Source organism: Poseidonocella sp. HB161398 (assembly GCF_005870025.1).
Lineage (GTDB): Bacteria > Pseudomonadota > Alphaproteobacteria > Rhodobacterales > Rhodobacteraceae > Mangrovicoccus.
This window is the reverse complement of sequence record NZ_VATA01000033.1, coordinates 55,447-76,897: the sequence shown is the minus strand read 5'-3', so window position 1 is coordinate 76,897 and position 21,451 is coordinate 55,447. Positions and strand designations below refer to the sequence as shown.

General features: G+C 71.4%; 22 protein-coding genes and 3 pseudogenes. 15 read left to right on the top strand and 10 right to left on the bottom strand.

Annotated elements, in window-relative coordinates; all coding sequences use genetic code 11:
* Window positions 1-98 precede the first annotated feature (98 nt).
* The 3 genes from FGX59_RS22505 to FGX59_RS22495 all read left to right on the top strand — a co-directional run bounded on the left by FGX59_RS22505 (window position 99) and on the right by FGX59_RS22495 (window position 2,872).
* Complete coding sequence (locus FGX59_RS22505) at window positions 99-797, top strand: SDR family NAD(P)-dependent oxidoreductase (protein WP_138469375.1); 699 nt, start codon at window positions 99-101, stop codon at window positions 795-797.
* Between the two features lie 86 nt (window positions 798-883).
* The gene (locus FGX59_RS22500; protein WP_138469374.1) at window positions 884-1,612 is read left to right on the top strand and encodes a FadR/GntR family transcriptional regulator; all 729 of its coding nucleotides are present in this window, start codon (window positions 884-886) and stop codon (window positions 1,610-1,612) included.
* Between the two features lie 72 nt (window positions 1,613-1,684).
* On the top strand, window positions 1,685-2,872 hold the full coding sequence (locus FGX59_RS22495) for an exo-alpha-sialidase (RefSeq protein ID WP_138469373.1): 1,188 nt from the start codon (window positions 1,685-1,687) through the stop codon (window positions 2,870-2,872).
* Window positions 2,873-3,188: 316 nt separating this feature from the next.
* Here FGX59_RS22495 and FGX59_RS22490 read toward each other — a convergent pair whose 3' ends face one another.
* Complete coding sequence (locus tag FGX59_RS22490) at window positions 3,189-4,085, bottom strand: LysR family transcriptional regulator (RefSeq protein WP_138469372.1); 897 nt, start codon at window positions 4,083-4,085, stop codon at window positions 3,189-3,191.
* A 103-nt stretch (window positions 4,086-4,188) separates the two neighbouring features.
* On the opposite strand from FGX59_RS22490, the gene FGX59_RS22485 reads away from it, so the two are divergent.
* The 8 genes and pseudogenes from FGX59_RS22485 (at window position 4,189) to FGX59_RS22450 (ending at window position 13,578) form a co-directional block, all read left to right on the top strand.
* Window positions 4,189-4,845 (top strand): NADPH-dependent F420 reductase, encoded by a 657-nt coding sequence (locus FGX59_RS22485; protein ID WP_138469371.1) that lies wholly within the window; start codon window positions 4,189-4,191, stop codon window positions 4,843-4,845.
* 100 nt (window positions 4,846-4,945) lie between these two features.
* Window positions 4,946-5,779, top strand: a complete 834-nt coding sequence (locus FGX59_RS22480; RefSeq protein WP_138469370.1) for a helix-turn-helix domain-containing protein — start codon at window positions 4,946-4,948, stop codon at window positions 5,777-5,779.
* Window positions 5,776-6,774, top strand: coding sequence for an ArsJ-associated glyceraldehyde-3-phosphate dehydrogenase (locus FGX59_RS22475; protein WP_138469369.1), 999 nt, complete (start codon window positions 5,776-5,778; stop codon window positions 6,772-6,774). The genes FGX59_RS22480 and FGX59_RS22475 overlap by 4 nt, the downstream gene beginning before the upstream one ends.
* Entirely contained in the window at window positions 6,771-8,036 is a 1,266-nt protein-coding gene (gene arsJ / locus FGX59_RS22470; RefSeq protein WP_240722653.1) for an organoarsenical effux MFS transporter ArsJ, read from the top strand. Before FGX59_RS22475 ends, arsJ begins: the two co-directional genes overlap by 4 nt.
* Window positions 8,033-9,052 carry an ACR3 family arsenite efflux transporter gene (gene arsB / locus FGX59_RS22465; protein WP_138469367.1) on the top strand — a complete coding sequence of 340 codons (1,020 nt, stop codon included), beginning with the start codon at window positions 8,033-8,035 and terminating at the stop codon, window positions 9,050-9,052. Before arsJ ends, arsB begins: the two co-directional genes overlap by 4 nt.
* A 26-nt stretch (window positions 9,053-9,078) precedes the next feature.
* Window positions 9,079-9,788 (top strand): annotated as a pseudogene (gene arsH / locus FGX59_RS22460) (arsenical resistance protein ArsH).
* A 251-nt stretch (window positions 9,789-10,039) separates the two neighbouring features.
* Window positions 10,040-10,636 carry a hypothetical protein gene (locus FGX59_RS22455; RefSeq protein ID WP_138469366.1) on the top strand — a complete coding sequence of 199 codons (597 nt, stop codon included), beginning with the start codon at window positions 10,040-10,042 and terminating at the stop codon, window positions 10,634-10,636.
* A 68-nt stretch (window positions 10,637-10,704) separates the two neighbouring features.
* On the top strand, window positions 10,705-13,578 hold the full coding sequence (locus FGX59_RS22450) for an alkaline phosphatase family protein (RefSeq protein WP_138469365.1): 2,874 nt from the start codon (window positions 10,705-10,707) through the stop codon (window positions 13,576-13,578).
* A gap of 4 nt (window positions 13,579-13,582) precedes the next feature.
* Here the strand turns inward: FGX59_RS22450 and FGX59_RS22445 are convergent, their stop codons facing one another.
* The gene (locus tag FGX59_RS22445; RefSeq protein WP_255471628.1) at window positions 13,583-14,614 is read right to left on the bottom strand and encodes an AraC family transcriptional regulator; all 1,032 of its coding nucleotides are present in this window, start codon (window positions 14,612-14,614) and stop codon (window positions 13,583-13,585) included.
* 53 nt (window positions 14,615-14,667) lie between these two features.
* Between FGX59_RS22445 and FGX59_RS22440 the strand changes: the two genes are divergently transcribed.
* Window positions 14,668-14,970, top strand: coding sequence for a DUF1330 domain-containing protein (locus FGX59_RS22440; RefSeq protein ID WP_171060787.1), 303 nt, complete (start codon window positions 14,668-14,670; stop codon window positions 14,968-14,970).
* Here the strand turns inward: FGX59_RS22440 and FGX59_RS22435 are convergent.
* The 5 genes and pseudogenes from FGX59_RS22435 to FGX59_RS39750 form a co-directional block, all read right to left on the bottom strand.
* The gene (locus tag FGX59_RS22435) at window positions 14,967-15,596 is read right to left on the bottom strand and encodes an ABC transporter ATP-binding protein (protein WP_138469362.1); all 630 of its coding nucleotides are present in this window, start codon (window positions 15,594-15,596) and stop codon (window positions 14,967-14,969) included. The genes FGX59_RS22440 and FGX59_RS22435 overlap by 4 nt on opposite strands.
* Window positions 15,584-16,375 (bottom strand): ABC transporter permease, encoded by a 792-nt coding sequence (locus FGX59_RS22430; protein ID WP_138469361.1) that lies wholly within the window; start codon window positions 16,373-16,375, stop codon window positions 15,584-15,586. The genes FGX59_RS22435 and FGX59_RS22430 overlap by 13 nt, the downstream gene beginning before the upstream one ends.
* A complete protein-coding gene (modA, locus tag FGX59_RS22425) occupies window positions 16,372-17,118 on the bottom strand; it encodes a molybdate ABC transporter substrate-binding protein (RefSeq protein ID WP_171060786.1) in 747 nt (248 codons plus the stop codon). Before modA ends, FGX59_RS22430 begins: the two co-directional genes overlap by 4 nt.
* Window positions 17,119-17,348: 230 nt before the next feature.
* Complete coding sequence (locus tag FGX59_RS38850; protein ID WP_240722651.1) at window positions 17,349-17,600, bottom strand: hypothetical protein; 252 nt, start codon at window positions 17,598-17,600, stop codon at window positions 17,349-17,351.
* 250 nt (window positions 17,601-17,850) lie between these two features.
* Window positions 17,851-18,111 (bottom strand): annotated as a pseudogene (locus FGX59_RS39750) (aminotransferase class V-fold PLP-dependent enzyme); the annotation flags it as partial.
* Window positions 18,112-18,182: 71 nt separating this feature from the next.
* Between FGX59_RS39750 and FGX59_RS22415 the strand changes: the two are divergent.
* The 3 genes and pseudogenes from FGX59_RS22415 (at window position 18,183) to FGX59_RS38840 (ending at window position 19,563) form a co-directional block, all read left to right on the top strand.
* Window positions 18,183-18,482 carry a transposase gene (locus tag FGX59_RS22415; RefSeq protein ID WP_138469359.1) on the top strand — a complete coding sequence of 100 codons (300 nt, stop codon included), beginning with the start codon at window positions 18,183-18,185 and terminating at the stop codon, window positions 18,480-18,482.
* Between the two features lie 18 nt (window positions 18,483-18,500).
* Window positions 18,501-18,842: pseudogene (locus FGX59_RS39745) on the top strand (transposase); the annotation flags it as partial.
* 274 nt (window positions 18,843-19,116) lie between these two features.
* Complete coding sequence (locus FGX59_RS38840; RefSeq protein ID WP_138469357.1) at window positions 19,117-19,563, top strand: integrase core domain-containing protein; 447 nt, start codon at window positions 19,117-19,119, stop codon at window positions 19,561-19,563.
* A gap of 35 nt (window positions 19,564-19,598) precedes the next feature.
* Here FGX59_RS38840 and FGX59_RS37715 read toward each other — a convergent pair whose 3' ends face one another.
* The 3 genes from FGX59_RS37715 to FGX59_RS22390 all read right to left on the bottom strand — a co-directional run bounded on the left by FGX59_RS37715 (window position 19,599) and on the right by FGX59_RS22390 (window position 21,437).
* On the bottom strand, window positions 19,599-19,853 hold the full coding sequence (locus tag FGX59_RS37715) for an aminotransferase class V-fold PLP-dependent enzyme (RefSeq protein ID WP_255471629.1): 255 nt from the start codon (window positions 19,851-19,853) through the stop codon (window positions 19,599-19,601).
* Between the two features lie 190 nt (window positions 19,854-20,043).
* Entirely contained in the window at window positions 20,044-20,448 is a 405-nt protein-coding gene (locus FGX59_RS22395; protein ID WP_138469355.1) for a RidA family protein, read from the bottom strand.
* Window positions 20,445-21,437, bottom strand: coding sequence for a threo-3-hydroxy-L-aspartate ammonia-lyase (locus FGX59_RS22390; protein WP_138469354.1), 993 nt, complete (start codon window positions 21,435-21,437; stop codon window positions 20,445-20,447). Before FGX59_RS22390 ends, FGX59_RS22395 begins: the two co-directional genes overlap by 4 nt.
* Window positions 21,438-21,451: the final 14 nt, after the last annotated feature.

The window sequence follows — 21,451 nt, the reverse complement described above, 5'->3', positions numbered from 1 at the left end:
CATCCTGACCACGCTGTCGCTGAACCTCTTGTCGAACTGGATGCGCATCGCCCTCGACCCGACCCAGCGCTGGCGCCTCGAAACCGGAGGAAAAAGACATGGCTGATCCGCAGGGGCGGGACGGACCGCGGCGCGTGCTGGTCACCGGCGCCAGTTCCGGCATCGGCGCGGCGGTGGCGGCGCATCTGGCCGGGGCGGGCTGGCAGGTCACCGGGATGAGCCGCCGCCCGCCCGCGGAGATGCCGGAACTGGACCATGTCGCGGCGGATCTCTCCGACGGGCCGGGGCTGAGCGCGGCGCTCGCGGCGCTGCCGCCCGTCGATGCGGTGGTCCATGCCGCCGGGCTGCTGCGGGTCGGGCCGCTGGACAGCTTCGACCATGCGGCGGGCGAGGCGATGTGGCGGCTCCATGTCGATGCGCTGGCGCGGCTGATCGGCGGGCTGGCGCCGCGGATGGCACCGGGCGGGCGGATCGTCGCCATTGGCAGCCGGGTCGCGGCGGGGGCGCCGGGACGCGCGCTTTACGCCGCCTCGAAAGCCGCGCTGCAGGGGCTGGTGCGCTCCGCGGCGGCGGAGCTGGCGCCCCGCGGCATCACCGTCAACATCGTCGCGCCGGGGGCGACGGACACGCCGATGCTGCGCGATCCCGCGCGCGCGGCCGAGCCGCCGAAACTGCCGCCCATCGGCCGGATGATCGCCCCGGAGGAGGTCGCGGGCACGGTCGGCTTCCTGCTCTCGCCCAATGCCGGGGCGATCACCGGGCAGAGCCTCGTGATCTGCGGCGGCGGGTCGCTCTGACGCGTCCCGCGAGGGGTTTCCAAGTTGCGGACAAGTTCGCGGGTCCGCTAGAACGGGGCGTCGCAAATTGCAGGCAGGAGAGCAACATGGCTGAGGACCGCGCCCGGGCGAAGGGCACGCTGGCCGACAAGGTCTACCACCTGCTCTATAGCCGGATCTCGAATGGCGACTATCCGGCGAACCAGAAGCTGCCGCCGGAAACCGCGCTGGCGCAGGAATTCGGCGTCTCGCGCCCGGTTCTGCGCGCGGCGATGGACCGGCTGCGCGGCGAGTCGCTGATCTATTCGCGCCAGGGGGCGGGCAGCTATGTCCGCCTGCCGGTCTCGGCGCCGATGGGTTTCGCCAAGGTGGAGACCCTGGCCGACATCCAGCGCTGCTACGAATTCCGCCTGGTGATCGAGACCGAGGCCGCGCAGCTGGCCGCCGAACGCCACGACGCCGATGCGCTGGCGGCGATCGAGGACGCGCTGCAGCTCCTGCGCGACGCGACCGGGTCGCTGCAGCACCGCGAGGATGCCGATTTCGCCTTCCATCTGGGCATCGCCCGGGCGGCGAACAACCAGTATTTCGAGGCGACCATGCGGGCGCTGCGCGAGCATATCAATGTCGGCATGAAGATGCATGGCCAGTCGCTGATGACCGACGGGGCCGAGGCGCTGCGCCGCGTGCTCGACGAGCATAGCGGCATCAAGGCGGCGATCGAGGCGCGCGACGGCGCCCGCGCGGCCGCGCTGATGCGGGCGCATCTGACCGAGTCGCGCGACCGGCTCTTCGGCGGCGGCTTCATCGACCTGCGGATGCGGAATTACAAGTAGATTACGAATTTACAAATTTCTTGACAGCCGCGCGCCGCCATGGGCAGATCTCCGGAAAAGAGGAGGGGTGCGATGCTTGTCGAAGAGATTGCGCGCGGCATGACCGGGCGGCTGCAGCTGGTGGAGGCGGGGCGCGAGGAGGCGTTCCTGCCTTCGCCCGCGGTGCAGAACCATGCGAGCATTCTGGCGGCGCTGCCCGGCGGCACGGTGGCCTGCGCCTGGTTCGGCGGCTCGCTGGAGGGCAAGGCCGATATCTGCATCCGTGCCAGCCTGCTCCTTCCCGGCGCGCCGGGCTGGGGGCCGGTCGCCACGCTCAGCCAGGACGCGGCGCATTCCGAGCAGAACCCGGTTCTCTTCCCCGCGCCCGACGGGCGGCTCTGGCTCTTCCACACGGTGCAGGCCTCGGGCAACCAGGACACCTGCCGCGTGCGCATGGTCGAGCTCCACCGCGAGGACGGCCGGCTCCGCGCGGGCGAGGGCCGCTTCCTCGACCTGCCGCGGGGCAGCTTCGTGCGGGCGGGGGTGCAGGTGCTGGGAGACGGCAGCTGGCTCCTGCCGCTCTTTCTCTGCGTGCCGCGCGAGGGGCGCAAATGGACCGGCAGCCATGACGAGGCCGCGGTCGCGATCAGCCGCGACGGCGGGCAGAGCTGGACCCTCGACGTGCTGCCGGGCTCCATCGGCTGCGTTCACACCTGCCCGGTGCCGATGGGCACGGGCTTCGCCGCCTTCTTCCGCCGCCGCCAGTCGGACCAGGTCCACCGCGCCACGGCCGGGCCCGAGGGCACCGGCTGGAGCGTGCCGGAGCCGGTCGACGTGCCGAACAACAACTCCTCGATCGCGGCGCTGCGGCTCGGCACCGGAGAGATCGCGATGATCTGCAACCCGGTGAATGCCGCCATGTCGGCCAGCCGCCGCGCCTCGCTCTATGACGAGCTGGGCGAGGAGGACGACCGCCCCGACGCCGATCCCGAGGGCGGCTGCGTGCCCATCTGGGGGGTGGAGCGCGCGCCGGTTGCGCTCTGCCTGTCGCGGGATGACGGGCGGAGCTTCCCGCTGCGCTTCCTGGTGGAGGACGGGCCGGGCACCTGCCTGAGCAACAACTCCCTCGACGGGCGCAACCGCGAGCTGTCCTATCCCTGGCTGCTGGAGACGGCGGATGGCGCGCTGCATCTGAGCTACAGCTTCCACCGCCGCGCGATCAAGCATGTCCGCCTGGCACCGGGCTGGCGGGACCGTCTGCCGCGGCTCCAGGCGGGGTGATGGAAAGCCTGCTCCGGCCACCGGGGGTGGCACCGGGGCAAGGGTCCTGAAGGCGGCGGGGCCTTCCCAACAGGCTTTTGAAAAAGGATGCCAGGGTGTCGCCGTGGAGGAAGCTGTTCCGAATTTCCTCCGCGCCGATTCCCGAATTGATCGACCCCGGCTGCACTGAAGACTATTTTTCCAATTTTTGCGCGAGTTCCACGGCCGAGCAGGCTTCTTCAGCAGCCTGCCAAGTCCGGGGGCCGATCCGCTCGGGAACGGCTTCCCTTGGCACGACGCCCCGGGTTCCTGTTTCACGCTCTGCGCGATAGGGGGCTCAGCCCGGCCGCGGAAAGGCGCCGCTGACCGCGTCGAGAAAGCTCCGCAGCTTCGGCGTCATCCGGCGGTCGGGGGCGTAGAGCACGTGCATCGGCCGCGACGGGCCGTCGAAATCCGGCAGGACGCGCACCAGCCGGCCCGCGGCGATCTCGGGGCGCAGCGCCGCCTCGGGGCCGAGGGTGATGCCGAACCCCTCGAGCGCCGCCTGCATCAGCCCCTTCCAGTAGTTGATCCGCAGGCGCGAGGCGACCTCGACCTCGACCGTCTCGCCGCCGCGGGTGAACTGCCAGCGGCGATGCGCGGGGCCGAGCCAGGGGGCGAAGCCCAGGCAGTCATGGCCCGCGAGGTCCTGCGGCGTCTGCGGCGTGCCATTGGCGGCCAGATAGGCAGGCGCGGCGCAGGCGATCAGCCGGTATGGGGCGAGCGGCCGCGCGATCAGGCCCGAATCCGCGAGCGGGCCGATGCGGATGACCGCCTCGAACCCTTCCTCGGTCGGGTCCGCCAGCCGGTCGGTCAGGCTCAGATCGACCTCCACCCCGGGATGCGCCCGCAGGTAGCGGGTGACGAGCGGCACGAGGCTCTGGCTGCCGAAGGTGACCGGAGCGCTGACCCGCAGCCGTCCGGCGGGCCGGGCCTGCCGGTCGCGCGCCAGCGCCTCGGTCTCCTCCAGCTCGGCGAGGATGGCCTTGCAGCGCGCATGGTAGATCCGGCCGAACTCCGTCAGGCTCTGCTTGCGCGTGGTGCGGTTCAGGAGCCGCGTGCCCAGCCGGTCCTCGAGCGCGACGACATGCCGGGCCGCCATCTGCGGCGAGATCCCGGCCGCGGCCGCCGCGGCGGCGAAAGAGCCCAGATCGGCGGCGGCCACGAAGACGGCCATGCTGGTGAGCCGGTCCATATTCCCCACTCTCAGTTGCGAAAGTCGTGCTGACTCGCATCTTTATCAACTGCTGTCGGCCAAGCCAAACCTGCACCCGGACAATATCGCTGGAGATAGCGACATGAAGATCGGCATTATCGGCGCGGGCGCCATTGCCCAGGCGGTTGCGAAACTGGGCCGGGAGGCCGGGCACGAGGTCATGCTCAGCAATTCGCGCGGCGGCCCGACGCTGGCAGAGGCCGCCGCCGCGACCGGCGCGAGGGCAGGCAGCGCCGCAGAGGCCGCGGCCTTCGGCGAGCTCGTGCTGGTGGCGATCCCGCTCCACCGCATTGCGGACCTGCCCGCGGGGCTCCTGGCCGGAAAGACCGTGATCGACGCCAATAACTACTATCCCGAGCGCGACGGCCGCATTGCCGCGCTGGAGGAGGGGCGGATCACCACCAGCGCGCTGGTCGCGTCGCATCTTGACGGGGCGCAGGTGGTGAAGGCCTTCAACGCGATCCTGGCGCGCGAGCTCAATGGCGCGGGCACGCGGCTGCCCGGCGGGGCGCAGCGGGCGCTGCCGGTGGCGGGCGACCATCCTAGCGCCAAGGCTGCGGTCATCCGGCTGATGGTGGAGTTCGGCTTCGGCGCGGTCGATGCCGGGCCACTTTCGGAGAGCTGGCGCTTCGAGCGGGCGCGCCCGGTCTATTGCGTGCCGCTGGCCGAGGAGCCGCTGCGGGAGGGGCTCGCCGCCACCACGCGGGACAGCTGGGTGCCCGAGGGTTCCTGGCGCTGAGGCGCCTGCCGCGCGGCGGGGCTTGGTCCTCCGCCGCGCGGGCGTGCTGTCGCAAAAACTTCACTTGGATGCGGCGCGGTGTTTCGCTATTTCATGAAATATGGAAAAAGAGATTCCCGACCAGCTGGCCACGCTCGGCCATCCGCAGCGCCTTGCCGTGTTCCGCCTGCTCATGCGCCGCTATCCCGGCCGCGTGCCCGCGGGCGAACTGGCCACGGCGCTCGGCATCAAGGCGAGCACCATGTCCACCTATCTCGCCGCGCTCCAGCGGGCGGGGCTGGTGACGCAGGGCCGGGCCGGCACGTCGCTTCTCTACGCCATCGACATGTCGGCCGTGCAAAGGATGATGGAAGTCCTCTTTGCCGATTGCTGCCGTGGACGCCCGGATCTCTGCCTGCCCCTGTGTTCTGGAGACGCTGCCATGACCGACCGCAAGTACAACGTGCTCTTCATCTGCACCGGCAATTCCGCCCGCTCGATCTTCGCCGAGGCGCTGCTGCGCAAGCTGGCGGGCGACCGGTTCGAGGCCTTCTCGGCGGGGACGCGCCCGTCCTCGGAGCTGAACCCCGTCGCGCTCCGCGTGCTGCATGACAAGGGCCATGACATCGGGCGCCTGCGCGCCAAGAACGTCGCGGAGGTCTCCGGAGACGGCGCGCCGCAATTCGATTTCGTCTTCACCGTCTGCGACCAGGCGGCGAACGAGGAATGCCCCGCCTGGGAAGGGCAGCCGGTCAGCGGCCACTGGGGCATGCCCGATCCGGTCAAGGCGACCGGCACCGGGGCCGAGAAGGCGCTGGCCTTCCAGCAGGCCTATGGGGCGCTGAAGCACCGGATCGAGGCCTTTGCCGCGCTTCCGGTGGAGAGCCTTGACCGGATCGGGCTACAGGCTGCCGTCGACGAGATCGGCCGCACCCAGCCGGAGGCACTGGCGTGACGACCTATGCCCTCAACGGGCTTGGCCGCATGGGCAAGCTCGCACTCCGGCCGCTGCTCGAAAAGGGCGCCCGGATCGCCTGGATCAACGATGCCGTCGGCGATCCGGAGATGCATGCGCATCTGCTGGAATTCGACACGGTGCATGGCCGCTGGGATGCGGAATTCGCCCATGACGCGGAAAGCGTGACGATAGACGGCACGCGGCTGCCCTTCATCGGCGCGACCTCGATCGGGGAGCTGCCGCTCGACGGCGTCGACGTGGTGATCGACTGCACCGGCGTCTTCAAGACCGAGGCGAAGATCGCCCCCTATTTCGCCGCCGGGGTGAAGAAGGTCGTGGTCTCGGCGCCGGTCAAGGACGGGCCGGTGGCGAATATCGTCTATGGCGTCAACGACGCCAGCTACGACCCCGCCCGGCACCATATCGTCACCGCGGCCTCCTGCACGACGAACTGCCTGGCGCCGGTTGTGAAGGTCGTGCACGAGACCTTCGGCATCCGCCACGGCTCGATCACCACGATCCATGACGTCACCAACACCCAGACCATGGTGGACCGCCCCGCGAAGGACCTGCGCCGCGCGCGCTCGGCGCTGAATTCGCTGATCCCGACGACCACCGGCTCGGCCACGGCGATCACGCTGATCTATCCCGAGTTGAAGGGCCGGCTGAACGGCCATGCGGTGCGGGTGCCGCTCTTGAATGCCTCGCTGACCGACTGCGTCTTCGAGCTGGAGCGCGAGACCACGGCCGAGGAGGTGAATGCCGCCTTCGAAGCCGCGGCCAACGGCCCGCTGAAGGGCATTCTCGGCTACGAGACCCGGCCGCTGGTCTCGGCGGACTACGCCAACGATCCGCGCAGCTCGATCGTCGACGCGCCCTCGACGATGGTCGTCAACGGCACGCAGCTGAAGGTCTATGCCTGGTACGACAATGAATGGGGCTACGCGAACCGGCTGGCCGATGTCGCGCTGATGGCCGGAGCCCGGCTGTGACCGCCCGTCCCGAGGGGCTGTCGGCCTATGTCGCCGTCACCGCCGCCTACTGGGCCTTCATGCTGACCGACGGGGCGCTGCGGATGCTGGTGCTGCTGCATTTCCACACGCTGGGCTTCAGCGCGGTGCAGCTGGCCTATCTCTTCGTGCTCTACGAGATCGCGGGCATGGCGACGAACCTGGCGGCGGGCTGGATCGCGGCGCGCTTCGGGCTGGCCTCGACGCTATATGCCGGGCTGGCGCTGCAGGTCGCGGCGCTCCTGGCGCTGAGCCGCCTCGATCCCGCCTGGGCGGTGGGGGCCTCGGTCGCCTACGTGATGTGCGTGCAGGGCGCCTCGGGCGTGGCCAAGGACCTGGCCAAGATGTCGTCGAAATCGGCGGTGAAGCTGCTGGCGCCGACAGGCGAGGGCGGGCTCTTCCGCTGGGTCGCGCTGCTGACCGGCTCGAAGAACGCAGTCAAGGGCTTCGGCTTCCTCCTCGGTGCGGCGCTTCTGGCGGTGGCGGGCTTCACGGCCTCGGTGCTGGCCATGGCGGCGGTGCTGGCGGCTATCCTCGCCGCGGTCGCGCTCTTCATGCCGCCGGGGCTGCCCGGGGGCCGCAAGGGGGCGAAATTCTCCGAGGTCTTCTCGAAATCGGCAAATGTGAACTGGCTCTCGGCGGCGCGGGTGTTCCTTTTCGGCGCGCGCGACGTGTGGTTCGTGGTCGGCATCCCGGTCTATTTCTACAGCGTCCTCTCGGACGGATCGGAGGCCGGGAACCGTGCGGCCTTCTTCCTGATCGGCAGCTTCATGGCGGTCTGGATCATCCTCTACGGCTCGGTGCAGGCGATGGCGCCGCGCATCCTGCGCGCGGCCGGCCGGCCCGAGGCGGAGCTGATCGGCGCGGCGCGCAGCTGGGCGGCGGGGCTTTTCGCAGTGCCGGCGGGGCTGACGCTGGCGGCGCTGGCGGCGGGCGGGCCGGCGCCCTGGCTGACCGCGGTACTGGTCGCGGGGCTGCTGGCCTTCGGCGCGGTCTTCGCGGTGAATTCGGCGCTGCATTCCTACCTGATCCTCGCCTTCTCGCAGAGCGAGCGGGTGACGATGGATGTCGGCTTCTACTACATGGCCAATGCCGGCGGGCGGCTCCTTGGCACGCTCCTGTCGGGGCTGGCCTACCAGGCGGGCGGGCTGCCGCTGGTGCTCGGCACGGCGGCGGCGATGGTGGCGCTGGCGGCGCTGACCTCCGGCCGCCTCTCGGCCGGGCCGCGGGAGGCCGCCGCATGAGCCGCTTCGAACGCTTCCTCAGCCTCTGGGTGGCGCTGGCCATGGTCGCGGGGATCGCGATCGGCACGGCGCTGCCGGGGCTGGTCGCGGCCATTGCCGCGGCCGAGATCGCCTCGATCAACCTGGTGGTGGCGGTGCTGATCTGGGCCATGGTCTATCCGATGATGGTCAATGTCGATCTCGCCGCCGTGGCCGGGGTCGCGCGCCAGCCGAAGGGACTCCTGCTGACGCTGGCGGTCAACTGGCTGGTCAAGCCCTTCAGCATGGCGTTCCTGGCGGTGCTCTTCTTCGAGCATGTCTTCGCGCCCTGGATCGCGCCCGCGGATGCCGCGCAGTATGTCGCCGGGCTGATCCTGCTCGGCGCCGCGCCCTGCACCGCGATGGTCTTCGTCTGGTCGCAGCTGACCCGCGGCGATCCCGCCTACACGCTGGTGCAGGTCTCGGTGAACGACCTCGTCATGGTGGCGGCCTTCGCGCCGATCGTCGCCTTTCTTCTGGGCGTCACCGACATCTCCGTGCCCTGGCAGACGCTGGTGCTGGCGACGGTGCTCTATGTGGTGCTGCCGCTTGCCGCGGGGCTGGCCACGCGCCGCCTGCTGGGCAGCGAGGCCGCCATCGCCGCTTTCTCGGCGCGGGTGAAGCCGGTCTCGATGGCCGGGCTCGTGGCCACCGTCGCCATCCTCTTCGGCCTGCAGGGCGAGGTGATTCTGGCGCGCCCGGCGGTGATCGCGCTGATCGCCGTGCCGATCCTGATCCAGAGCTATGCCATCTTCGCCCTGGCCTATGGCGCGGCCTACCTGCTCAGGGTGCCGCACCGCATCGCCGCGCCCTGCGCGATGATCGGCACCTCGAACTTCTTCGAACTGGCGGTGGCGGTGGCGATCAGCCTCTTCGGCCTCGACTCGGGCGCTGCGCTGGCCACGGTGGTCGGCGTGCTGGTCGAGGTGCCGGTGATGCTGTCGCTGGTGGCCGTCGCCAACCGCACCCGCGGGCGCTTTCCCGGACCCCCCGCTTGATCCCCCCGAGGGGAAAGGAGACCAGATTGACCGACACGCCCGCTCTCGATGACGCCCATTTCCGCGCGCCCGATGCCGATGCGCTCTTCCCCGGGGTGCCGGACATGCGCCCGCCGCGCATCCTGCTGCTCTACGGCTCGCTGCGCGAGCGCAGCTTCTCGCGGCTGGCGGCGGAGGAGGGGGGCGCATCCTCGCCCGGCTGGGCGCCGAAACGCGGTTCTTCGATCCGCGGGACCTGCCGCTGCCCGACAGCGTCGAGCCGGACCACCCGAAAGTGGCGGAACTGCGCGCGCTGGTGGGCTGGTGCGACGGCATGGTCTGGTCCTCGCCCGAGCGGCACGGCGCGATGTCCTCGGTGATGAAGGCGCAGATCGACTGGATCCCGCTGTCGCTGGGCTCGGTGCGGCCGACCCAGGGCAAGACGCTGGCGGTGATGCAGGTCTGCGGCGGCAGCCAGAGCTTCAACACCGTGAACCAGCTGCGCATCCTCGGCCGCTGGATGCGGCTGCTGACGATCCCCAACCAGTCCTCGGTCGCCAAGGCCTGGAACGAGTTCGACGAGGCGGGGCGGATGAAGCCCTCGCCCTATTACGACCGGATCGTCGACGTGATGGAGGAGCTGGTGAAGTTCACCCTGCTGACCCGCGACATCCGCGAGCATCTGGTCGACCGCTATTCCGAGCGCAGGGAAAGCCGCGAGGCGCTGTCGGCGCGGGTCAATCTGAAGACGGTCTAGCGCAAGCCGGCCCGGCGAAAAAGCTCTGGCCAAAGGCGGTCTGGCAGGCCGCGCGAAGCGGGTTCCGGAGACTCATGCGCCGGTTTCACAGGAGGCCGGATCCGCCGCCTGTCCAGGGGAATCTTTCCCGTCTCCCGCATTCGGCGCTTGATCGCCGAAGAGATTCGGTTATTTCATGCTGCAGATAAAATAATTTTGCAGTTTGAATTGAATGGTCCGGCCTTCGGCGCCGGACGGGAGGCCAAGACGCGATGACCGAGACAACGACCGGAGCGGGTTCCCTGGGGCGCGAGGCGTCCATCATCGGCTATGGCGCGGCGCTCGCCGCCCTGTCGCTGGCCGGGGGCACCGAGGCGGAAGCCGCCGTCGTGCCGCTGAGCTTCGACCCGGGCAGCCTCTCCTTCCTGCCGGGACCGACCTACGGCACCTATGTCGCGCTTCTGGCCGAGGGAGACACCGTCGCGACCTTCCTCCAGCAGAATGACAATGCCGGCAAGTCCTTCGGCAACAACTGGAGCGGCACCGGCTTCCGCCAGGTCGCCGCGGGCTCGACCATCTCGACCGGCCAGGTCTTCGACTCGGTGATCGCGCTGGCGCCCGATTTCGAGGGCACCCTGACCTTCGGCTTCATCACCGATGCCGACCAGGTCGGCTGGTTCAGCGTCAGCTTCGTCACGGGCGGGGCCGTCACCTGGCTCGACGGTGCCTTCGAGACCACCGGCAGCTCGATCCTCGCGGGCCAGAGCGTGGCCGTTCCGCTGCCGGCCTCGCTGCCGCTGCTGGGCCTCTCCACGCTGGCGCTCGGCGCGCTCGGCGTGCGGCGCATGCGCGCGCAGAAATCCGCCTGAGGCACGGCGCGCGGGACCGGCAGGGCCGGACCGGGGCGCAGCGGGAACAGGAACACCCGGAGGACAGGATGGGCAAGGCACCGCGCGTGCTGCTGGTCGGCTGGGATGCAGCCGACTGGAAGATGATCAATCCCCTGATGGATGCCGGGCACATGCCTGCGCTCAAGGGGCTGGTGGAGCGCGGCGTCTGCGGCAATCTCGCGACCCTGTCGCCCGTGCTCTCGCCGATGCTCTGGAGCTCGATCGCCACCGGCAAGCGCCCCTTCAAGCACGGCGTGGCGGGCTTCACCGAGCCCACCCCCGACGGCAAGGCCGTGCGCCCGGTGACCTCGATGTCGCGCACGGCGCGGGCGGTCTGGAACATCCTGACGCTCGAAGGGCTGAAGAGCCATGTCGTCGGCTGGTGGCCGAGCCACCCGGCCGAGCCGATCAACGGCGCCATGGTCTCGAACCGCTACCAGCGGGCGCCGCGCGGCCGCCAGGCCGACTGGAAGATGGCGCCGGGCACCGTCCATCCCGAACGGCTGGCCGATATCCTGGCCGAGCTGCGCGTCCACCCGTCCGAGATCGGCGAGGAGCATCTGCGCCTCTTCGTGCCGCAGGGCGACCAGATCGACCAGGCCAGCGACCGGCGGATCGACAGCCTGATCCGGGTGATCGCCGACTGCAGCTCGATCCAGTCCGCCGCCACCTACCTGATCGAGGAAGAGCCCTGGGACTTCGCCGCGGTCTATTTCGACGCCATCGACCATTTCGGCCACGGCTTCATGAAATACCATCCGCCGCGGCGCGGCTTCGTCCCGGAGAAGGATTTCGAGCTCTACCGGCATGTCATGTCGGCGGGCTATGTCTATCACGACCTGATGCTGGCGCGGCTCCTTGAGCTCGCGGGCGAGGATACGGTGGTGATGCTGGTCTCCGATCACGGCTTCCATCCCGACCATCTGCGCCCCGAGGCGATCCCGCTGGAGCCCGCGGGCCCGGCGACCGAGCATCGCGACCAGGGGATCTTCGTCATGGCGGGGCCGGGGATCCGCAAGGATGCGGCGATCACCGGGGCGAGCCTTCTGGACATCGCGCCGACGCTGCTGACGCTCTTCGGCCTGCCGGTGGGCGAGGACATGGATGGCCGCCCGCTGGCCGCCGCCTTCGAGACTGCGCCTGAGATCCGGTCGATCCCCTCCTGGGAGGACGTGCCGGGCGATGCCGGGCGCCATGCCGGGGATGCCGCCGAGGATCCGGATGCCGCGCGCGAGACGCTGAAGCAGCTCGTCGATCTGGGCTATATCGAGCGGCCGGACGACGATGCCGGCAAGGCGGTCGCCCAGACGGTGCGGGAGCAGCACTACAACCTGGCGCTGGCCTACATGGATGCGGGCATGCATCCCAAGGCGGCGGAGCTGCTGGCGGGCATCTACCGCGAGCAGCCGCTGGAATTCCGCTATGGCATCCGGCTGGCGATCTGCCTGCAGGCGATGGGCCAGGCGGAGGCGATGAACGAGGTGCTGGAGCATCTGCGCGCCACCTGGGCGCGGGCGGCGGAAGAGGCCTCGGCGCGGCTGCGGGAAATCGCGACGCTGGGCCGGAGCCGCCGCAGCGCGGCTCCGGAGGCGGAGGGGCCGGAGGAGGGCGATCTCTTCTCGCCCGCCGAGCACCAGGTGATCCGCGCGCTGCGCAGCATCTCGCGCGGCAATCCGCGGACGCTCGACCTGCTCTCGGCCTCGGTCGCCACGGCGCGCGGCGCCCATGACGCGGCGCTGGGGCATCTCGATTCGGCGCGCGTCGGCGGCTCGGCGACGCCCGGCTTCCATGTCCAGCTCGGCGCCGCCTATCTCGACCGCGGCCGCCTTGGCGAGGCGCGCGAGAGCTTCGAGCGGGTGCTGGAGCTCGACGCGGAGAACCCCAATGCGCATCTCGGCCTCTGCCGCGTGGCGCTGAAGGAGGGCCGGGACGAGGCGGCGCTGGCCCATGCGCGCCGCGCGACCGGGCTGAAGTACCAGCTGGCCGCCGGGCATTTCTATCTCGGCCGCGCGCTGGCGCGGACCGGTGCGCTGGACGAGGCGATCCCGGCGCTGGAGCGCGCGCTGGCGATGAACCCGAACTTCCCCGAGGCGCATGCCATGCTCGCCCATATCCACGGAAGGGTGCTGAAGGATCTGGTGCGCGCCGCCGATCACCGCCGCCTGGCCCGCCTGATCCGCGAGGAGCGCCGCGCGGCCATGGCGGCGCGGCCCGCGCTGTCCCTGCCGCCCCTGGCCGAGATCGATGTCGAGGCCGAGCTGCCGGCCTGGCCGGAGCCGCCCGCCCATGTCCTGCCGCCGCTGGCCGCGCCGCCGAAGGCGCGCCCCGCGGGGCTGGCCCCCGCCGGGCCGGGCTTCGTGACCGTCGTCTCGGGCCTGCCGCGCTCGGGCACCTCGATGGCGATGCAGATGCTGGCGGCGGGCGGGCTCGCGGCGATGACGGACGCGGCGCGCGCGGCGGATGCGAACAATCCGAAGGGCTATCTGGAGCATGACCGCGTGCGGCGGCTGGCCTCGGAGAATGACTGGCTGGACGAGGCGCGGGGCAAGGCGCTGAAGGTCGTCGCGCCGCTGATCCCGGCGCTGCCGCAGCATTGCGACTACCGGGTCATCATGATGCGTCGCGACACCGGCGAGATCCTCGACTCGCAGGCGCGGATGCTCGGCCGGCTGGAGCGCGCGGGCGGGGCGCTGGACCGCGCCGCGCTGCAGGCCGAGCTGGAGCGGCAGATCGAGATGGCCCTGAGGCTGCTGCGCGGCCACAAGGTCCCGGTGCTGGAACTGTCCCATGCCGCCGTGATCGCCGATCCCGTGGCCGCCGCGGCAGCGATGGCCCGCCATCTGGGGCTCGATCTCGACCCGCGCGCCATGGCCGCCACGGTCGATCCCGCGCTCTGGCGCGAGCGCGCGCTGCCGGGCTGACGCCTCAGGCCGGGGCGCGTGCGCCCCGCAGCCACAGCCCCGGCGGCTGGCCCGCGATCCGCTTGAAGGCGCGCGAGAAGCTCTGGCCGGAGCCGTAGCCGACCGCCTCCGCCGCCTCCTCGACCGAGAGGCCGCGGCGCAGCATCATCTCGCCCGCGACCTGCATGCGCCAGGCGGCCAGGTAGTCCATCGGCGCCTGGCCGGTGCGGTCGCGGAACCGCGCGGCCAGGACCGAGCGCGAGGCCCCGGCCTCGCGGGCGAGCCCCGCCAGCGTCCAGGGCGCGCCCGGATCGCCATGGATCGCCCGCAGCGCACCGCTGGCCACCGGATCGCTCAGCGCGCCGAGCCAGCCCGCGCCCGCCGCCGCCCCGAGATGCTGGCGCAGCGTCTCGGCCAGCATCAGCCGGCAGAGCCCGCGGCGGATGCTGCCCGTGCCCGGCCCCTCGGTGCGGAAGGCCGCCATCGCCGCCTCGACCAGCCGCGCCAGTGTATCCGCCCCGGGGGCGGGGCGCCGCACCTTCAGGAGCCGCGGCAGCCCGGCCAGCAACGGATCGAAGACCGCCTGTCCCGCCGTCAGGAAGCCGCAGACGAACTCCGCCCGCGGCGCGCCGCCGCCGCCCTCCTCGACGATGAAGGGCAGCCGCCCGGCGGCCAGCGCGGCGAAGAAGGCGATCATTTCGGGGTGGTCGAATTCCGGCGGCACCTCCGGCGCGCTCTCCATCCGGTAGGCGTCGCCCTGCGCGAAGACCAGCACGTCGCCCGAGCGGAACCCGGTGCGCAGGCCGCCCGGCAGCGCCGCGGTGCCCGCGCCCGACAGCACCACATGGAAGGAGATCACCCGCCGCCGCGGCGGGGCGAGAAGCGGCGCGTACTCCGCGGCGGGCGGGACATCGACGCACCAGGGATCGCTGGCCTCCACCTTGAAGAGCAGCGCGCCCTCCAGCGCGACATGGTCGAGCACGTCCGAGAGCGGATCGCCGCCAGCCGCGGACGATCGGTCACAAGTTCCGGATGCTGGACCGTTCCCGTGCGCCATGGCCGAGCCTAGCATCGGCGGCATCAACCGGGAACAGCAGAGGGAGGGCCGAGATGTCCGGCTTCATGTTTTTCGATGTCAGGGAGATCCGCGATGCGGATCTGCTGGCGGAATACCGCGCCGGGGTCTTTGCCACGGTGGAGGCCTTCGGCGGCCGCTACCGGGTGCTCGGCGGGATGGAGGAGGCGCTCGAAGGGCGCTGGCAGCCGCGGATCCCGGTGCTGATCGAATTCGCCTCGGTCGAAGCCGCGCGGGACTGGTACCGCTCGGACGCCTATGCGCCGCTCCTGCGCAAGCGGCTGGCGGCGGCGGAATGCGACGGGGTGCTCCTTTCGGGGATCGAGCCCGCCGCCTAGGCGGGCCGGAGGCGCCCGGCCTCGAGCGCGATCCGCCGGGTCGCCAGGGCCGCGGCTTCGGCCGGGTCATGGGTGACGATCAGCGCCGCGAGGCCGAGGCGTTCGCGCAGCGCGCCGACATCGCGCCAGAGCCGCTGGCGCGTTCCGGGATCAAGCGCCGAGAAGGGCTCGTCGAAAAGCAGGAGCCGCGGCTGCCGCACCAGCGCGCGTGCCAGCGCCGCCCGCTGGCGTTCCCCGCCCGAGAGCGTCGCGGGGAAGCGCCCGGCGCGATGGGCAATGGCGCAGAGCGCCAGCGTCTCCTCGATCCGCGCCGCCCGGTCGCGCCGCGGCAGGCCGGAAAAGCGCAGCGCCAGCGCGAGGTTGCCGCGCACGCTCAGATGCGGGAAGAGATGCAGTTCCTGGCTGAGATAGCCGAGCTGGCGGCGATGCGGCGGCACCCCGGCCATGTCCCGCCCGCCGATCATGACCCGGCCGCGGCAGGGCAGGAGCCCGGCGACGAGCTTCAGGAGCGTGCTCTTTCCCGCGCCCGAGGGGCCGAGCACGGCCAGCGCCTCGCCGCGGGCGAGCTCCAGGTCGATGGGCGCGAGGGTCCGGGCCCGGGCCGCGACCAGCTTCAGCTCCGGCATGCGCCCGCCTCCGCCGTCGCCAGCCGCAGCGCCAGGAGCAGCGCGAAGGCCGTGCCGAGAAGCAGGAGCGCGCAGGCGATGGCGATATCCGTGCGGCCGCTGGCGATGTTGAGATAGACCGCCATCGGCAGGGTCTCGGTCTGCATCCGCGTGGCCCCGGCCAGCATCAGCGTTGCGCCGAATTCCCCGAGCGCCCGCGACCAGCCGAGGATCGCCGCGGCCAGCAGCGCCCGCCCGGCCATCGGCACCTCCACGAGCAGGAAGACCCAGACGGGCGGAAGGCCGAGCGTGGCGGCGGTCTCGGCATAGCCCGGATCGACCGCGCCGAAGGCGGCGCGCGCGGCGCGCACCAGCACCGAGGCGGCGATATAGGTCTGCGCCAGCACGACGCCCGCGGGGGAGAAAAGCAGCTCGATCCCCGCCTGGGCGAGCAGGCTGCCGGGCAGGCCGTCGCGGCGCAGCAGGAAGAGGAGGCCGATCCCGGCCACCAGCGGCGGCGTGACCATCGGCAGGTCGAGCAGCGTCTCCACCGCCGCCCTGCCGGGAAAGCGGCGCCGCGCCAGCAGATGCGCCGCGGGCAGCGACAGGAGCAGCGCCAGCCCCAGCGCGGCCAGCGAGGTGCGCAGCGAGAAGCCGAGCGCGAAGAGCGTCTCGGGCGAGCCGAGCGCCTCGGCCAGCGCGGTCCGCGGCAGTTCCAGCGCCAGCGCGCCGATCGCGCCGAGGATCACCCCGCAGAGCAGGAGGAGCGGCGCCCAGCGGAGCGCCGCCAGCAGGCTCATTCCGGCACCGGCGCGAAGCCCGCCGCCGCGAAGGCGGCGCGGCCCTCGGCCGAGGCGAGGAAGGCGACGAAGCCCGCGGCCAGACCGGGCTCGGCGGCGGTCGAGAGCACGCCCGCGGTGATCTCCTCGGGGCTGTAGCAATCGGCCGGGATCGCCACCAGCGTGATGGCCCCGCCATGGGGACGCGCGCCCGAGGGCGACAGGATCGCGGCATCGACCGCGCCCTCGGCGACATAGAGCGCCAGCTGCTGCAGCGTCGCGGCGCGGGCGACGGTATTGGCATGGACGGCCACCGGATCGCCGCAGCGCTCCAGGATCTCCTCGGCGGTGCGCCCGAGCGCCATCGCCTCCGGATCGCCGAGCGCGACGCGCAGCCCGGGGGCGGCCAGGTCGGTGACATTGGCGACGCGCCCTGCCTTGGCGCGGGCGACGCCGATCGCGGCGCCGTGGATGGCAAGCGCGGTGACGCCGGCGATCCTGCCCTCGGCCTCCAGCGCATCGGTGAAATGCCGCGTGCCCGCCACGAAGACATCGCCGCGGCCAGTCTGGCGGAAGCGGGCGAGGATCTGGCCGGTGCCGCCGTATTCGATGGCGATCCCGGCGCCGGTTTCTTCGGCGAAGGACGCGGCCAGCGGCTCGATCGCGGGGCGCAGGCCCGCGCCGGAATAGACGGTCAGGGTCTCGGCCGCGGCAGAGGCCGCGAGCGCGGCGAGGGCGAGGCTGGCAAGGGGGAGGCGGATCAATGCAGGTCTCCTGTCGGATCGGGCGGCGGCCGGGGCCGCGGCGTTGTGTAGGCGGGCTACATAACGCTGCGCGAGCAGGCCGCGTGCCAGACCGCCCGTGCGGAGGAGATTGGAGGACTTGCGCCGATCCCGCGCTGTCCGACTGGCGCAAAGCCGACAATCCGCGGCGCAGCTCGCCGCAGGACAGGATGAACTTCGGCGGGCAAGGTGCTGATATCAGGCGCTCGGGGTCAGGGCAGCTCGGCGAGCAGCCAGTCGATATCCCCGTCGGTATTGTAGAAATGCGAGCGCGCGCGCAAGTTGCCGTTGCACTCGGTGATGTCGACCCCGGCCTGCTCCAGCCGCGCGGCGATTGCCGTGCTCGGCAGCCCGGGATGGCGGAAGGCGGTGATGCCCGAGCGCTCTCCCGGACCGTCCGGCGAGACCAGGCGGTAGCCCTTGCGCCGCACACCTTCGGCCAAGCGCGGCGAAAGGCCGAGCACATGCGCCTCGATCTGCGGCAGCCCGGCGGCAAGCAGCGTCTCCGCCGAGGCGTTCAGCCCCCAGAGCCCGGCATGGTTCTGCAGCGCCTCCTCGAAACGGCGCCCGTCGCGGTGGAATTCCGGGATGGCGGTGCCGCCCGGATCGGCCAGGGGGATGACCGACCCGGGCCCGGGGGGCCTGCGAGGCGAGCGCGTCGAAGGAGGACTGCCGGCAGTAGAGGAAGCCGGTGCCGACCGGCCCGGCCATCCATTTATGCCCGCCCGCCTGCAGGAAATCGACCGGCAGCGCGGCGACATCGACGGCAAGCGCGCCGACCGCCTGGACGGCATCGCAGTTGAGCAGCACGCCGCGCTCGCGGCAGAGCTGGGCCGTGGCCGCCATGTCCTGGCGGAAGCCGCTGGAATACTGGACGAGGCTGACCGAGACCAGCCGGGTGCGGGCGTCGATCAGCGCGCGGATGGCCTCGTCCCGGACGCGCCCGCCCGCCGCCCTGGCATCGACGAGCCGCACCTCGACGTCTCTGATCTTGCTCCCGGATCCTGGACTTGGCGTTGAAGTGCTCCCAGAGAGAGGGAACCGAAATGAGCAGGCAGCCGCGCCGCCACTTCACTACCGAGTTCAAGGAACAGGCCGTCGCGCGGCTCTCGGAGCCCGGCGCAACGCAGACCGGCGTCGCGCGGGACCTCGGCGTGTTCGCATCGCAGCTGAAGGGCTGGCGGCTCGAGCTGGCGGCCGCGGGATCGGCTGACGCGATCCGCAGGCAGCGGGCCGAGGCCGCGGAACTGGCCGAGCTGCGCCGCGCGAACCGCCGCCTGAAGGAAGAGGTGGAGGTGATGCGCAAAGCTTCCGCGCCAGTCGGGTCACTCGAAACGGTGGCGTGATCCGACCGGCTTCGCTCAGTGGTCGGCGAAGCCGTGAAGGACAAACTCGCCTTCATCGCCGCCCACGCCGTCAGCGCACGGCCCGCTCGCTCGGACGGATCGCGCTCGGAGCCGCGTTGTTCCCGGGTGCTCCCGGTCGGCACGAGCTGGTTCCACGCCTGGCGCGGGGCGGCGCCGAAGCGGGCGGCGCGCCGGGCATCCCGGGTCGCCCTGCTGCCGCGGATACGTGCAATCTTCGAGGCCAGTCGGCGGCGATCCGGAGCACCGCGCCTCCACGCGGAACTGCGGGACCAAGGCATCCGGATTGCCCGGAAGACGGTGGCCAAGATGATGAAAGAAAACAGGATCTTTCCGCCAATGCGGGGCCGCCGCGTGCCGCGGACGACCGGCAGCCGGCACAATCCGGGGATCGCGCCGAACCTCCTGCGGCGGAATTTCCGGACTTCGGTGCCCGACCGCATCTGGCTGGCGGACATCAGCTCCGTTCCGGCGGACGAGGGATGGCTCTACCTTGCGGCGGTCAAGGCGTTCGTCATCGTGTCGCTACTGGTCCGAGACCGATGGCGAACGCAACGATGGAGATCGCCGGCCCCGCCCGGCGATTGCCCGCAATCGCCTGCCGGGCAGCGGGTCGATGTCCGGGCGGCTCAAGAGCAGCCTCGCGGTCGATGCGATGCGCATGGCGCTGCAGAACCGGCGGTCGGCGCTGGGGCTGATCTGCCACTCCGATCGCGGAGTTCAGTATGCGAGCGGCGATTGCCGGCAGCTTCTAGATGCCTGGAAGGCACCGGCCTCCATGAGCCGGAAGGGTGATTGCCTTGAGTTCAAGCTGGTCCGCGCCAGCGGATCGACCGGTCCGGGGGACCGTTCGAAGGCGCAGAACGCGCCGATGGAGAGCGTCTTCGGATCGGTGAAGAACGAACTCGCCCACCGCACCAGGTTCCGGTCGCGCCGCGAGGCCAGAGCGGAGTTGTTCGAATGCATCGCGATCTTCTGCAATCGGCGACGCCGCCACTCGAGCATCGGATACCGCACGCCCGAGCAGGCAAGGATCGACAGGACCGCCAAGATGGCCGCATAGCGAATGTCGCCCCAGTCCGGGATCCGGGGGCAAGGTCACCCCCGGCGCTGCAGCGCCAGCCGGCAATAGGCATTGGCCGGGTGCTCGATATTCGACAGGACGACATTGTCGCGCGGGCGCCAGCCGATGCCGTTGGCGACGATGTTGAGCCCTTCGGTCGTGTAGCGGACAAAGGAGATCTCGGCCGGGGCGGCGCCGATCGGCCAGGCGAGATTGGCCCGCACCGTGGTCTCGGCGAAGGCGTTGCGCGCCGCGACATGGCGGCGGCCGTTGAGCTGCTGGTCGGCGATCTGCGCGGTGATCGCGCCGACCGCGATATCCGAGAGGCGCGACCGAGCAGGCGGCGAGATAGGCGCGCTGCCGGGTGACGGGGAAATGGCGGCGGAGGGAGGAGAGGCGGGTCATGGTCGGTCCTGTCGGCGTCTGGGGCATGGAGGCGAGGCGGGGGCCGGGCCCTGCGGCAACCGGCCCCCGCCCGTGTCAGCCGGCCGGGCGCTCGCGGATCGCGATGGCGTCGATCTCGACCAGGTAGCCGTGATGCAGCGCGGGCACCGGCACGACGGCGCGCGCGGGCATTGCCGGGCCCATGATCCCGGCATAGACGGCATTGAAGGCCGGCCAGTTCTCGACCCCGACGATATAGGCGGTGACGCGGGCGATGCTGTCGCGGCTTCCGCCCCCCGCCTCGACGATGGCCAGGAGGTTCGCCATGCACTGGCGCACCTGCTCCTCGAAGGGGGCGTCATGACCCTGGCTGCCATCGGCGCGGCGCGCGAGCTGGCCCGAGACGATGATCAGCCCGTCGCCCCGGCTGAGCGTGCCCTGCGCGTAGTGGCCCTGCGGCGCGGGGGCGCCGGGAACGGTGATGGCGGTGACGGCGCTCATGCGGCCTCCTCCCCGGCGGCGAGGACCAGCTCGGCGAAACGGGCCAGGTCGACATTGCCGCCGCTGAGGATCGCGCCGACGCGCTTGCCCGCCAGCGAAGCGGCCTGCTTGCGGATGGCTGCGCCGGGAAGGCAGCCGGTCGGCTCGACATAGAGCTTCATCCGCTCGGCATGGAAGCGCATCATCGCCACCAGCTCGGCATCGGTCACGGTCTCGATCGCGGTCACGGCGTCGCGCAGGACGGGAAAGTTGTGGCGGCCGACCGCGGTCACGATGGCGCCGTCGGCGATCGAGCGGGGCACCGGGATCTCGACGATCTCGCCCTTTGCCAGCGACATCTGCCCGTCATTCCCGGCCGCGGGCTCGACGCCGAAGACCCGGCAGCCGGGCGAGAGCGCCTGCGCTGCCAGCGCCGCCCCGGCCAGGAGCCCGCCGCCGCCGAGCGGCACGAAGAGCGCGTCGAGCGGGCCGGTCTCCTCGAGAAGCTCGATCGTGGCGGTGCCCTGTCCGGCGATCACGTCGGGATGGTCGAAGGGCGGGATCAGGCTGGCGTCCTGCGCTTCGGCGATGCGGCGGCCGATCTCCTCGCGGGACTCGCTGTAGCGGTCGTAGAACACCACCTCGGCGCCGTAGCCGCGGGTGGCGGCGATCTTCAGCGCGGGCGCGTCCCTGGGCATGACGATGGTGGCGGGAATGCCCGCGATCTTCGCCGCATAGGCCAGCCCCTGGGCATGGTTGCCCGAGGAATAGGCGACGACGCCGCGGGCGCGCGCGGCCTCCGGCAGGGCGAGGATCGCGTTCATCGCGCCGCGGAACTTGAAGGCGCCGCCGCGCTGGAAGGTCTCGCACTTGAAGAAGACCCGGGCGCCGGTCTCGGCGTCGAAGCTGCGCGAGGTCATGACCGGCGTGCGGTGGACATGGGGGGCGAGGCGCGCCTTGGCCTCCATGAGGTCGGCGAAGACGGGCGGGGCGGGAAAATCCCTGGGCATGGTCGGAGGTCCTT